At 37.9% G+C, this 13,244-nt stretch carries 11 protein-coding genes; 2 read left to right on the top strand and 9 right to left on the bottom strand.

All coding sequences use genetic code 11. The annotated features are described in order from the left end of the window. Positions 1–90 precede the first annotated feature (90 nt). The 8 genes from P9X27_03745 to P9X27_03710 all read right to left on the bottom strand — a co-directional run bounded on the left by P9X27_03745 (position 91) and on the right by P9X27_03710 (position 9,821). Positions 91–2,541 carry an ATP-dependent Clp protease ATP-binding subunit gene (locus tag P9X27_03745; GenBank protein ID MDP8253496.1) on the bottom strand — a complete coding sequence of 817 codons (2,451 nt, stop codon included), beginning with the start codon at positions 2,539–2,541 and terminating at the stop codon, positions 91–93. A 14-nt stretch (positions 2,542–2,555) separates the two neighbouring features. Further along, positions 2,556–3,608 carry a protein arginine kinase gene (locus P9X27_03740; protein MDP8253495.1) on the bottom strand — a complete coding sequence of 351 codons (1,053 nt, stop codon included), beginning with the start codon at positions 3,606–3,608 and terminating at the stop codon, positions 2,556–2,558. Next, entirely contained in the window at positions 3,598–4,104 is a 507-nt protein-coding gene (locus tag P9X27_03735) for a UvrB/UvrC motif-containing protein (GenBank protein MDP8253494.1), read from the bottom strand. The genes P9X27_03740 and P9X27_03735 overlap by 11 nt, the downstream gene beginning before the upstream one ends. A 20-nt stretch (positions 4,105–4,124) precedes the next feature. Next, positions 4,125–4,994, bottom strand: coding sequence for a branched-chain-amino-acid transaminase (gene ilvE, locus P9X27_03730; protein MDP8253493.1), 870 nt, complete (start codon positions 4,992–4,994; stop codon positions 4,125–4,127). Between the two features lie 18 nt (positions 4,995–5,012). Beyond that, on the bottom strand, positions 5,013–5,693 hold the full coding sequence (locus tag P9X27_03725; protein MDP8253492.1) for an ABC transporter ATP-binding protein: 681 nt from the start codon (positions 5,691–5,693) through the stop codon (positions 5,013–5,015). Next, the gene (locus tag P9X27_03720; protein MDP8253491.1) at positions 5,693–6,868 is read right to left on the bottom strand and encodes an ABC transporter permease; all 1,176 of its coding nucleotides are present in this window, start codon (positions 6,866–6,868) and stop codon (positions 5,693–5,695) included. Before P9X27_03720 ends, P9X27_03725 begins: the two co-directional genes overlap by 1 nt. Then, positions 6,865–8,283 (bottom strand): lysine--tRNA ligase, encoded by a 1,419-nt coding sequence (gene lysS, locus P9X27_03715; protein ID MDP8253490.1) that lies wholly within the window; start codon positions 8,281–8,283, stop codon positions 6,865–6,867. Before lysS ends, P9X27_03720 begins: the two co-directional genes overlap by 4 nt. 686 nt (positions 8,284–8,969) lie before the next feature. Further along, positions 8,970–9,821 (bottom strand): alpha/beta hydrolase, encoded by an 852-nt coding sequence (locus tag P9X27_03710; protein ID MDP8253489.1) that lies wholly within the window; start codon positions 9,819–9,821, stop codon positions 8,970–8,972. Between the two features lie 410 nt (positions 9,822–10,231). On the opposite strand from P9X27_03710, the gene P9X27_03705 reads away from it, so the two are divergent. Next, a complete protein-coding gene (locus P9X27_03705) occupies positions 10,232–11,146 on the top strand; it encodes a hypothetical protein (GenBank protein MDP8253488.1) in 915 nt (304 codons plus the stop codon). A 127-nt stretch (positions 11,147–11,273) separates the two neighbouring features. Next, a complete protein-coding gene (locus P9X27_03700) occupies positions 11,274–11,759 on the top strand; it encodes a hypothetical protein (protein ID MDP8253487.1) in 486 nt (161 codons plus the stop codon). 161 nt (positions 11,760–11,920) lie between these two features. Here the strand turns inward: P9X27_03700 and lnt are convergent. After that, positions 11,921–13,244 (bottom strand): apolipoprotein N-acyltransferase (gene lnt / locus P9X27_03695; protein MDP8253486.1); only part of this gene is annotated, 1,324 nt, incomplete at its 5' end.

The following is a 13,244-nucleotide window of genomic DNA, read 5'->3' as shown; positions in this document are numbered from 1 at the left end:
AGAAAAATAAGAAATATCTTATATCTTTTTTTTAAATACGATATATACATTTAAAATAGAAGCTAATATTGGAGAAGATTATTAATAAACTTAACCTTTCTTTTTAAACTCCAACTCTTCTTTGCGTGATGCTTTTTTAACATGGATAACATCGGGAGATTTAAATTTTCCAGCAATAATATCCTCAGCAAGAGGATCTTCTATATATCTTTGTATAGTCCTCTTTAAGGGGCGGGCACCAAAAACAGGGTCAAACCCTTTATCTATCAAGAAATCTTTTGCATCTTTAGCTAACTCCATATCAAGTCCCTGCTCCTGTATTCTCTCTATTACCTCTCTTAGTTCAATCTCTACTATTTCAGTAAGATGCTTTTTATTCAAAGAATGGAAGACTGTCGTATCATCAACCCGATTCAAAAACTCGGGCTTAAACGTCTTCTTGACTTCATCCATCAACTTATCTTTCATAGAGTTATGATCAACTTCGCTAGACTCTGCTCCGGATTTGAATCCTATCGCCCCCTGCACCCTCAAAAGCGATGCGCCGACATTGGAAGTCATTATCAACACAACATTTCTAAAATCAACACGCCGCCCAAAGCTATCTGTAAGCCTGCCGTCCTCCATAACCTGGAGTAATACGTTAAAGATATCCGGATGAGCTTTCTCTATCTCATCCAACAATACAACCGAATAAGGCCGCCGTCTAACTTTCTCTGTTAACTGTCCGCCTTCTTCATAACCTACATAACCTGGAGGAGCACCTACAAGGCGAGAGACATTAAACTTCTCCATATACTCTGACATATCAAGCTGTATTAACGCATCTTCATTTCCAAACAAAAACTCCGCCAACACTTTTGCAAGAAGCGTCTTACCTACGCCTGTAGGTCCTAAAAATATAAAAGTACCTATCGGGCGCTTGGGATCTTTTAATCCTGCACGCGATCTCCTTATAGCACGTGCTATCGCATGAATAGCTTCATCCTGACCTACAACACCCTTTCTAAGCTCCTCTTCTATCTTTAATAGCTTATCGCTTTCAGTCTCCTCTAATTTCATCAATGGCACACCTGTCCATTTAGATACAATTACTGCAATATCTTCTGCAGTAACAACCGGCTGCTCCTCGCTCTTAGTCTTCTCCCAATTTTTTTTATTTGATTCCAAATCTTTTTTGGTCTCTCTCTCTTGATCTCTCATCTTTGCCGCACGCTCAAAGTCTTGACCCTTAATAGCAGCCTCTTTCTCTTTCTTAATATCCTCTATTTTTCCCTCAAGATCTTTAAGTTCAGGGGGCATGGTTAAAACGGAGAGACGAGCCTTAGATCCCGCCTCATCAATTAAATCTATTGCCTTATCGGGCAAAAATCTACCAGTAATATACCTATCGGACAACTTAGCTGCAGCAGTTATAGTCTCATCTGTAAACTTAACCTTATGATGCGCCTCATATTTATCTCTCAACCCTTTAAGTATTTCGATCGTCTCATCAACAGTAGGAGGATCGACCATAATAGTCTGGAAACGCCTCTCTAGGGCAGCATCTTTTTCGATATGCTTTCTATACTCATCTAGAGTAGTTGCGCCAACGCACTGAATCTCTCCTCTAGATAAGGCAGGCTTAAGTATATTAGATGCATCTATTGCACCTTCTGCGCCGCCTGCACCTACAAGGGTATGCAGTTCGTCTACAAAAAGAATAACATTTTCTGTCTTCTTAATCTCATTCATCACAGCCTTTATTCTCTCTTCAAACTGCCCTCTATATTTAGTTCCTGCAACCATAAGAGCTAAGTCTAGAGCAACAATCCTTTTGTTTCTAAGAAGATCCGGAATATCGCCAGAGACTATCTTCTGCGCTAGCCCCTCAACAATAGCAGTTTTGCCAACTCCGGCTTCACCAAGTAAGACCGGACTGTTCTTTGTTCTCCTACATAATACTTGCATCACTCTCTCAATCTCATTGCTTCTGCCTACGACTGGATCAAGTTTATCCTCTCTGGCCAAAGTAGCTAAATCCCTTCCAAATGTATCCAAAGCAGGAGTCTTGCTTTTTACTGCAGGGCCTCCCGGACCAGCACCGCTTAAATTTTGACCTGATGGAGTACCCAAGAGATCCATTACAGACTCTCTTATCTTGTTAGCATTTAAACCGAGATTGAAAAGCACTTGCGATGCCACCCCCTCGCCTTCTCTTACCAGACCTAATAGAAGATGCTCTGTACCGATATAATTATGGCCGAGAGAGTTTGCCTCATCCATAGCCAGTTCAATCGCTTTCTTAGCTGCAGGGGTAAAAGGTACGTCCCCTGAGATAACGGCATTTGGCCCAGGCTGTACAAATTTCTCAACCTCTGTCTTAATCTGACCAAGCTCAAGAGTAAGGCTCTTTAAAACAATAGCTGCAACACCTTCGCCTTCTCTTACTAAGCCCAAAAGAATATGCTCTGTACCAATAAAATCATGGTTAAATCTTCTAGCTTCTTCTTTAGCAATTATTATTACCTTCCTGGCACGTTCGGTAAACCTATTAAACATTTTCATAATACCTCCTATGCTATTCTTTCTCTTATAAGTCTTGCACGTTTTATATCTCTCTCTTTTGAACTCAAAACCTTACCTTCAAATTTCTGCAGATGGGCCGGCTGTATATACAACAGGAGCTCATTAATCTGCTTTAAATCTATATCTATGACACCTAAATCCGCTCCCAATCTCAAATTAGAAAGAAGTTCTATTGCCTCTTTACTGTTTATAAGACGTGAATTCTGCAGCATACCGTAGGAACGGAACACCTGATCTTCTAAAGAGAGCTTGTCTTTTTTTTGAAACTTCTCTCTGGCTGCTCTTTCATAACTTATAACCTGAATTATAACTTTTTGGAGATTCTCAATAATCTCCTCTTCAGCTCTTCCTAAAGTAACCTGATTAGAGATTTGAAAAAAATTTCCGCTAGCCTCAGTGCCCTCTCCATAAAAACCGCGAGTAGTAAAGCTTAGTTTCGCTATCGTGTTGATAACATTTGAAATCTGCTTACTCATAACAAGCAGAGGCAAATGCAGCATCACAGAAGCTCTAAGGCCGGTACCTGTATTAGTAGGGCAAGCTGTAAGATAACCAAGTTCGTAATTGAAGGCATAGTCAAGTCTCTTAGCAAGCTCACTATCTATCTTCCTGGCTATATTAACAGCATCAAGCAGAGAGAACCCTGACTCTAAGACTTGGAGGCGAACATGATCTTCCTCGTTAACCATAATAGAGACTATCTCCCTATCTCCTACAAGGTCGGCCTTATAGGCTCCTTTATCGGCCAGCTCTTTGCTTATTAAATGTCTCTCAAGAAGAAAATACCTATCTAGCTCACTCAACCCATCCATATCCAACCAGATACCGTTTTTAAAATCCGGAATATCTTCCAAAACCTCTTTGATTTTAGAATAACTCTGCTGGCGCTGCTCATCATTCCCCCAGTGATAAAAAGGTATGTTTTTTAAATTCCTGGCAAACCTCACTCTGCTTGAAATAACAATATCAGAGTCCTCGCCTGTACCTTTTAACCAAGCACTAGGCTGGTTCAATAGAGTATCGACATTACTATTTTTCATCTTTTTTTACTCTCTTCTTCTCTAACTTTTTTATCTGATCTCTTATTTCAGCCGCTCTCTCATACTCTTCTTTTTCAATTGCCGATTGCAGCTCTTTGCGTAACTGCTGCAGCTCATCTCTAACAACCTTAAACTCACCCGTCTTAGGTATATCTCCAACATATTTAGTAGAACCATGTATTCTTTTAAGCAAAGATGGAATATGTTTTTTAAAGGTTTCATAACATTCACTGCAACCAAACCGCCCTGATTTTTTAAAATCATTATAACCCATCCCGCAATTAGAGCACTTTAGAGTAGGCTCCTCTTTTACCTCTAAAGGAGTGCTCAAATCAGCAAGTCCAGATAAGAGGTCTGAAATCCCAAAGTGCTGCTCCATCTGCGTTCCTTTCTTCCTAGCACAATCCTCACAGAGATGCAGCTCTGTAACCTTACCATTTATTATCTCAGTTAAATGAACCGAGGCTTCTTTTTCGTTACAAATATCACAATTCATATTTACAATCTATCCTCCAATTAATAAGCCGAAATACCTTCACTCTTAGTAAGGTTTCTATAATCCTTAATCAGCTGTAGCGTAACCTCTCCTGGCCCACCAGACCCGATAGCCCTACCGTCAACCTTGACTACAGGGATGATCTCAGCAGCGGTACCTGTTAAAAAACACTCCTGAGCATTATAGATATCATGCCTTGAGAAAACTTCTTGCACAATACCAATGCCCATCTTTTTGGCTAACCCTGCAACTGCAGCCTGCGTTATGCCTTTTAAAGCACCTAAATGATCAGGCGGAGTATAGAGCTTGGAGTCAGAGAGTATAGATATATTATCACCGCTACACTCTACAACATAGCCTTCGTTATTTAGCATAATAGCCTCTTCATATCCGCAATTAATGGCCTCTATCTTGGCCATGATATTATTAAGGTAATTAAGAGATTTAATCTGGGGGTTGACAGCCTCGGTTATATTTCTCCTTGTAGGAACTGTAATAATATCAAGCCCTTTTTCATAAAACTCCTGCGGATAGAGCGCGATCTTATCTGCAATTATAACAGTGGTTGGGCTCTTGCATTTTCTTGGGTCTAAACCTAAATCCCCCTGACCGCGAGAGACAATAAGCCTAATGTAGGCATCCTTTAAATCGTTGGCTCTCAATGTTTCTAAAAGAGCTTCTTTTATCTCTTCTTTAGTCAAAGAGATACTAAGCATAATAGTATGAGCAGAGCTATAGAGCCTATCTAAATGTTCATCTAGTCTAAACACCAAGCCATTGTATGCCCTTATTCCTTCAAATACACCATCGCCGTAAAGATACCCATGATCAAAAACAGAGACCTTTGCATCTTCTTCTTCAACTAAATTACCGTTAAGATAAATTTTCATCTCATCCTCCTTAAGCCGCTACTTAATCTGATTATCTTTTTCTATAAAACCGTCTTTTATATAAAGCTCTCTCTTGGTCCATGAAGCTACATCGCGATCATGAGTTACAATTATAATAGTAGTATTTCTATTTCTGTTTACTAATTCAAGTAATTTTAGCACTTCTTCGCCCATTTGAGAATCCAAATTTCCAGTAGGCTCATCGCAGAGAAGAATCTTAGGCTCTACTATAAGAGCCCGAGCAATAGCAGTGCGCTGCTGTTCTCCCCCTGAAACTTGATTGGGATAGTGATCTGCTCTATTATCAATCTGCAAAAATTTTAAAATCTCCCGAACCTTACTTAATGCTTCAGGTCTCTTAATGTTTTTTATAAGTAGAGGCAGTGCAACATTCTCAAGAATACTTAATTCTGGAATTAAATAATAGAACTGAAACACAAAGCCGATATTGTTATTTCTGAATATAGCCTTTCTATTTTCATCAAAACTATAAATATCATCTCCCTCTAAATAGACTTCTCCTTTATCCGGTCTCTCCAAGACTCCTATAGTATGAAGGAGCGTTGATTTACCAGCACCAGAGGGGCCTCGTATAGCTAAAATTTCACCCTCCGCCACTTCAAAAGAGAGATCCTTTAGAACATCTATTGTCTTATTCCCAACCTTAAAAGATTTGTTTACATTTTTAAGTGTTATCATTATTCATACCTCAAGGCCACAACAGGATCAAACTTAGATGCCTTTATTGCAGGGTATAACGTAGCCACAAATGTTATAGCAAGAGCAGCAATTATAATAATTGCAAAATCTAATAGAGACGTAGAGACCGGCAAGCGGTCAATGTAATAAATGTCTGAAGGCAACTTTATAATAGGATAATTATCTAGGAGATATATTATTCCGCCCCCTAAGGCAGAACCCAAAATTATACCTGAGAGACCTATTAGCATACCTTGCATCATAAAGACCCCTCTTATGGTTGCATTCTTCATCCCTATCGCCTTCATAATGCCGATATCTTTCACTTTCTCTAATACAGACATAATAAGAATGCTGGCAATATTAAAAGAGGCTACGAGTATTATCAGGCAAAGTATTATAAACATTGCCGTCTTCTCTAGCTTTAGTGCGCTAAAGAGATTCCTATTCATATCCATCCAGCTTAAGACATCAAAATCAGACCCTAAACAAGATTTAATAGTAGCTTTAACTTTATCAGCCTTATAAGAATCTTCTATCTTAACCTCAATAGCAGTTGCACCTAAAAGATTGAAGATGCTCTCTGCTTTCTGAATATTTATATAGGCCATGGAAGAATCATACTCATACATCCCTGATTCAAATACCCCAACAACCTTAAAATCAAAGCTATCAAGATTAAAAGGCAGAAGAACTTTAATGGATGAGCCGATTCCCAAGCCCATCTTTTGAGCAATAATTTTACCTAAAATAATACCGTCTTCTGATATGCTCTCTAACCTATTTAAAAGATAGTTATCTATTCTGGTAGTCTTCTTTTCACTCTCTAAGTCTATACCTTTGATATATATATTTTCCAAATAACCCTCATTAATAAGGCTTCCGTTTCCTACTATAATAGAAGAACTACTTACTACATTCTCCAACCCCTGGATTTTGGCTATAATCTCATCTGGCTTAGAAATAAAGCTCTGAGACTTTATTAGGATGTCAGAGTTTGTTCCTAAGATTTTATCTTCTAATTCTTGATCAAAACCATTCATAACCGCTATAACAACCAGCAGCGCCATTACTCCAATAGCAACGCCTAGGACTGTTATAACAGAGACAAGCTTTAGGAATTTAGTCTCTCTTCGCAGAAGATATTTACTGGCCAGCCAGAATTCAAACCTCATAAAGTATTTTCTGGTTTTAGCAACGGAAAGAACAGAACTTCTCTGATAGAAGCTGCGTCGGTAAGTAACATGATAAGCCTATCTACACCTATCCCCAACCCTCCAGCGGGAGGCATTCCATATTCTAAGGCCTGAACAAAATCATAATCTACATGCTCTCTCTTCTCACCGCTCTGAGCCTGAAACCTCTCCATCTGTTCAATTGGATTATTGAGCTCGCTGTATGCATTAGCAATCTCCATACCAGCGACAAAAAGCTCAAATCTTTCGGTAAGATTAGCGCTGCCCTCTTTTGTCTTGGCCAAAGGGGATATCTCTTTTAAATAATCAACTACAAAAATAGGGCTATCATCGAGCTGCTCTTCTATATAATCCTCACATAGATTTAAAATCTGAGACCTAGAGAGTTTCTCTAATTTCTTATCGAGCTTCTTCTCCATTATCTCCTTAAGCTTATCTATGTCGAGGTCTTCTTCTCCTAATATCTCTGAAAAACTCAACCTCTTAAATGGGGCTTTAAAGCTAATCTTTTTACCCTGATACTCAAACTCTTCATCCCCTTTTATCTCGCGAGCAAGAAAAGAGAAGAGCTCCTCAGTAAGAGCCATTATATCATTATAATCTGCATAGGCCCAATATAGCTCCATCATGGTAAACTCAGGATTATGTTTAGTAGAGACGCCTTCATTCCTGAAACTTCTATTTATCTCATAGACTTTTTCAAACCCTCCAACAAGCAGTCTCTTCAAATAAAGCTCCGGAGCAATCCGAAGATTAAGATTTAGATCATAGGCTTCAAGATGAGTCTTAAAAGGCGCTCCGGCTGCACCACCGGCTACAGCATGGAGCATGGGAGTCTCAACTTCAATAAACCCTTTTTCATTTAGAAAGCTGCGTAAGAGATTCATTATCTTGCTCTTCAACAAAAACCTCTCTTTAGATTCATCATTCATAATCAAATCCAGATAACGCTTTCTATGTCTTATCTCTACATCTTTTAACCCATGCCACTTCTCAGGGAGCGACAAGAGTGATTTTGACAGCATTGTAACGCTTTTTGCCGAGACAGTACTTTCACCTGTCCGTGTTTTAAAAGTCTCTCCGCTTACTCCAATAATATCTCCAATATCAAAACACTCTTTAAAAGTAGTAAACTTATCTTCGCCCAAAATATCGTTATTAATATAGACCTGCATTCTGGAGGTTGCATCTTTAAGATCTAAGAATATGCTCTTACCGTGACCCCTTAGAGCCATAATACGACCTGCAATCTTAATCTCCTTATCATCCTCCCAACCTTCCAGGCAGGATGCTATAGAATCATAGGGCAAATAGCGGCTAGGATAGGCATTTATACCTTTAGCCTCCAACCTCTTTAGTTTATCAAGTTTATGTTCTCTTAATTCGTCTTTCATATCTTCTGAATTGTAAACTCTTATATAAAATAAGTCAACTTGGATTATCCTAAAAAATAATATAACTCTCTAAATAGCACAATTTTAACCTAAAATCTCTACAATCGCAGAGATAAAGAGACTATTTCTCCTAACTCTTTATTCACAAACTACTTATAAATACATAGACCCTTACGTTAAGCGAGTTTTGCAATTGGTTGTATACTAAAGAAAACAATACAATGGATCACCTATCATGTTTACTGTAATAAATACAGGATAAGCACATTATTTAAACTGTTTATTCACTTTTGGACAGGAGAATAACATCCCATATTTTTACCCATTATCGGACACTTCCGTATAGCATATTTCATAGACATTAAAACTAACACGCCGATTATCATTAACAATACTATTTGTCCAAACATTTTCCAATTCATAACTACCTCCTTTTTTATTTGTTATATTATAATAGCACAAGGAAAACCACTTGCAATTTATTAAACCGCAAGGGGGTAAATATAAAAATTCCCCGAGACCCCCCCAAAAAAAATCCGAACTTTTCGATGATTATTTATGTGGGGATGAATTATAAAAAAAGCGAGAGAAATACGATTGTTTTTTGAAGCTTATTAGGGCGCTGACTTTATTATTATGTCCACCTAGTACTTTTGCACATATTCGCCTCATAAACACTCTCTTTTCTATTTCTTCAGTATCATTTTAACAGCCTGCTCAAGCGCAGGGTTAAAACGCTCCGGTGCTTTAAGCATCAAAAAATGATCCAGTCCGTCCAACTCGATTAGTTCAAAGTCCTTTATATGCCGTCTGTTCGCTTCGACATCTGTTGGCCAAAGGTCGGCATTCACAGCTACAACCGGAAGATCCAATTCATCAAACAGCTTGGCCACATCACCTGTCAGATACCCGCCTAATGACCCGGTTATGGCACTGAGCGCAACCCTGGGATCAGCCAAAGACATATCAGAGATCACCCATTCATTGACCAGCGAGTTGTCAGAACGCAGCATACCTATAACGAAACCTCTGACACCCTTCTTGAAATCTTCTTTGAATGGCGTAGTCATCTCTTTGAACTGTTCTTCCCCTAGGAGATACTCCACATTCTGAAGGTCATCAACCGCGACCAATCCAATAGCCTTCTCTGGCATCAAGCGGGCCGCCTCTGCGATCACAAGGGCACCCATAGAATGACCGATCAAGACCACCTTCTCTGCCCCTATATTCTCGACAACAGCCTTCACATCCTGACCAAAAGCTTCCATGGTGTAATTCTCACGTTCACTCCCAGAGCGACCATGCCCAGCCAGATCGATCAGAACCATGCGATACTTCTCTTTGAAATACTCGACCTGCTCTTTCCAGTAGCTCGCGTCACAACTCCATCCGTGAACGAACACAAGTACCGGCCCCTCTTGCCCATGCTCGTAATAATTGATCGCCGTGCCCTCAGCAGAGGTCGCTATTTTGACCGTCTCAACGTTCTGATGAAGACCGGCCTGCGCAAGGACAGGCGAAAGCCCAAGCCCACCCATCAAAAGCATTATAAAAAGTGATAACCTAAAGATTCTGCGTTGCTCCATGTTCTCTCCATCGTTTATAAAGGCGGATCATAAACCGCCCTTTAAGAATAATAGTACTCAGTGGACTTGCCCCAAAATATTTCTCCATATTACATCAAAAAATATTTCGCCACAATATATAAAACATCATATTCCTGCATAAACAAAAAACCCCAACTACATTTCTGCAACTGGGGTTTTATAAGTAATCCAGCGAAAAGTTTGTATTTTCACTGAATTGCAAAAAAACTCCCCGCATTGGACGAGTTTCGCAACTTTTTGTTATACCCAGAACTAAACGATAACAATAAAACAGATATAATTTTGCCAAACATCATCCATGTGGTATAAATAGCATGAGGGGGCAAAAAAGTTTACTTATTATGAAATTCCTTGATAGATATTGGAAATTAACAGTATCTTTATTATTATTAGTGCATTTTAGCATTAATCTAACAAACAATTTCCACAGAAATATCCCTACAAGACGATATCGGTCCGAATTATCTCCTTTTGATGAAATTGCAAATAGACAAGGACAGGTTATCATGTTTACTACTGCAAAAAATCCAGATAAAGAATATAGAATTGTCATACAAAACGACTTCGTAGAACGAGGAATATTTTCTACAGAAGATCTGAAATCTAAACATATGATACATATAATGCCTAACTCTAATAACGATACTGATAACCGATATCCAGTTGCAATGACCACAGGAATTCATATGACTGAAGATGGAATTTTGAATATTGGATGGGAAATTACATTGGATTATTCAGGTATATATGAAGCGATTTCGCCATATCGAAAAGACCATATGGGTGAAAAATCATTACTCGCCGCAATGGTAGCATATTTTACAATAGGACCTAAAGACGAATTTAATGCTCAAGCAAAATTTCTATACGCTTATTTCACTTCGGTTTTAAATATTGAAAATGATTCTGCAATAAAAGAATTCTTTCAAAGTGCTCCTTCTAATTTGAGAGGTCAAGGAATAGGTACTGCAATGACTGAGTTTATTACAAGCTTTATACCGATCGGAGGAAAGATTCAATTTAAATTAGCAAATCAAGAATCTTTGGATGCATTAGCTCGTGGTGAAAATTTCGAAGATACTTTATATGGTAGTTTGTATAGAAATCTCGGCTTTGAAATATTTAAAAAATTAGCAACAGAAGAAGACTACCCAACTTATATTCTTGAGAGACGAAATTTAACATATCCAGCATCTAATTGGGTCACTCCAAAATCTCTAGGTATGCATATTTTGACAAATAGAAATCCTCTGTAAGTTACTGCTACAGATTGTTAAATATAAAAACTCCCCGCATTGGACGAGTTTCGCAACTTTTTGGTAATTAACCCATTATTTGACAACAATGATATTGTATGGGATAAATATAGAAAAGGGGTATTAAATGAAAATACATACGAGTAAAAAAATTAGCCTGATTATAGTATCTATCTTTTGTTCCATTTTATTCTTATCCAATACCTGTTTTGCCCGAAGAATTAAAACGGATTCTAAGTTCACCGAAAGGCAAGTAGCATGGGGGATAATTTTCTGTGGAGACATTCTTAGCAGGGCTGAATCCCCTTTAACAGGAGACGAAAAATTTATGCTTAAAGACTACTTTGAAGGCACTTTAGATCTTAGTCCAGTATCTGAACAATTAGCTGAAAACCGAAATATGGATACAGATATGGCACGCGCAATTATAGTTGCTGCCAAAATTACAGCAAAATACGAATTACATATGCTTGGAATAACGAGCATAACAGGATACCTCACTGGAATGAATCTTTCAAAAGCAAAATTAGGCATAACTATGGACGATACCACGATTAATTCTGATGAGGCAGAACGCATACTTCAAGAGGCTAAAACATTATTCAACGGATAGTGTTAATCAATTCTTACTAGATCAATCAAGCCTATCTTTTTAGAGATAAGAAATACTTTAAAACTAATTCTTCACTCATATAATTAAGAGATAATTTAGTTAACATCCCCAGCGAGAACTCGAACTATTTCTAGTTTAGAAGAACCTTAATTATTGTAAGTTTACAACCTTTTTTTATTATTCCAAACGGAATATAATAAAACAAAAATAGAAGCAATGGCAATAAGTGATACCAATCCATATTTAGAATAAATGGATAGCTCTTTATAGATTGGAACATCGACTACTAAAACATCTGCCCTAAACGGATCTAATTGACTTAATATTCGCCCCTTGTAATCTATTAAGCAAGTTATGCCTGTATTTGTTGAACGCACCAATGAGCGCCTATTCTCGATTGCACGGAAAACCGCAATCTGATTATTCAGATATACCTCTTGGCTATTCTTAAACCAACCCTCATCAGACTGATTAACTAAAAAAGAGGCACCGCTTAAAGTAGCTTTTCTTGCGATGTTAGGAAAAATATCTTCGTAGCATATTAAAACAGAAAAATAGTTGTTCTGGTACTTAAGAAGATTTGAGTCTACACCGGGTGAATAATATCCGACAGGATAAAACTCCTTTAAAAAAGATAATAATTTATCACATGGAAGATACTCACCAAAAGGCACTAAATGATTCTTAAAATAACTGCTTTTGACCTCTCCGTTTTTATTAAATAAAAGAGACGCGTTATAAAGCTTGCCGTCCTGACAATAAGGAATCCCTAAAATAATATCTCTGTTGAGCTCTTCGATGATACCTTCCATATCATCCATGACTCTCTTATCTCTATTCCAGCTATAGGGCAATACTGTCTCGGGAAATATTATAAGCTCTGCGCCTCTCTCTTTTGCAATTAGCCCAAGTAGTCTAACTCTTTCTAAATTATCTCTATATAGTTCTAGATCCCACTTTAAATTGGAATCCACATTTGTCTGAACCAGAGCAACGTTGTTAACACTATCTTCAGACAGCAGAGAATTCAAACGATACCTGCTATAACAAAACGAACAGACTATAATCAATAGGATTACTGCAAGGTTAACCACTTTACGCCTTCTATTATGCTCGATAAAAAAACAGAACAAAGCTGCGTTAATCAAAACAACTGCAAATGATACACCATAGATACCGAATAGATCTGCAATTTGAATAAAATTTAAGCGGCTCCAAAAAGCATAGCCCAAAAAACCCCAAGAAAAACCTGTAAAGAGAAAAGAACGCAAAAATTCAAGAGATACCCATAGACTCGCTATATAAAAAGGATTGGTAAATTTTCTATTTCCACTAATTAGAACCGTGAATAACCCAGAGTATAAAGAGAGATAAAGGATTGCCGATAAGAACCCAAGGAAGGCTACATGAGTAACCCAATAAGATAAAAAACTAAAGACTATAATGCCCCAGAAATATCCTAATAAAAATTTTCTCTTAAAAGAT

The sequence above is a fragment of the Candidatus Kaelpia aquatica genome (assembly GCA_030765335.1).
Classification (GTDB): domain Bacteria; phylum Omnitrophota; class Gorgyraeia; order Kaelpiales; family Kaelpiaceae; genus Kaelpia; species Kaelpia aquatica.
The sequence above is the reverse complement of the archived record's forward strand: the minus strand, read 5'-3'. Positions and strand labels throughout refer to the sequence as shown.

Bases quoted from the DNA above. Each gene is read 5' to 3' on its own strand.
- P9X27_03725 (MDP8253492.1), bottom strand. From the start codon at position 5,693: ATGATAACACTTAAAAATGTAAACAAATCTTTTAAGGTTGGGAATAAG.
- P9X27_03710 (MDP8253489.1), bottom strand. From the start codon at position 9,821: ATGGGTGGGCTTGGGCTTTCGCCTGTCCTTGCGCAGGCCGGTCTTCAT.
- P9X27_03705 (MDP8253488.1), top strand. From the start codon at position 10,232: ATGAAATTCCTTGATAGATATTGGAAATTAACAGTATCTTTATTATTA.
- P9X27_03735 (MDP8253494.1), bottom strand. From the start codon at position 4,104: ATGAATTGTGATATTTGTAACGAAAAAGAAGCCTCGGTTCATTTAACT.
- P9X27_03720 (MDP8253491.1), bottom strand. From the start codon at position 6,868: ATGAGGTTTGAATTCTGGCTGGCCAGTAAATATCTTCTGCGAAGAGAG.
- P9X27_03740 (MDP8253495.1), bottom strand. From the start codon at position 3,608: ATGAAAAATAGTAATGTCGATACTCTATTGAACCAGCCTAGTGCTTGG.
- P9X27_03700 (MDP8253487.1), top strand. From the start codon at position 11,274: ATGAAAATACATACGAGTAAAAAAATTAGCCTGATTATAGTATCTATC.
- P9X27_03745 (MDP8253496.1), bottom strand. From the start codon at position 2,541: ATGTTTAATAGGTTTACCGAACGTGCCAGGAAGGTAATAATAATTGCT.
- ilvE (MDP8253493.1), bottom strand. From the start codon at position 4,994: ATGAAAATTTATCTTAACGGTAATTTAGTTGAAGAAGAAGATGCAAAG.
- lysS (MDP8253490.1), bottom strand. From the start codon at position 8,283: ATGAAAGACGAATTAAGAGAACATAAACTTGATAAACTAAAGAGGTTG.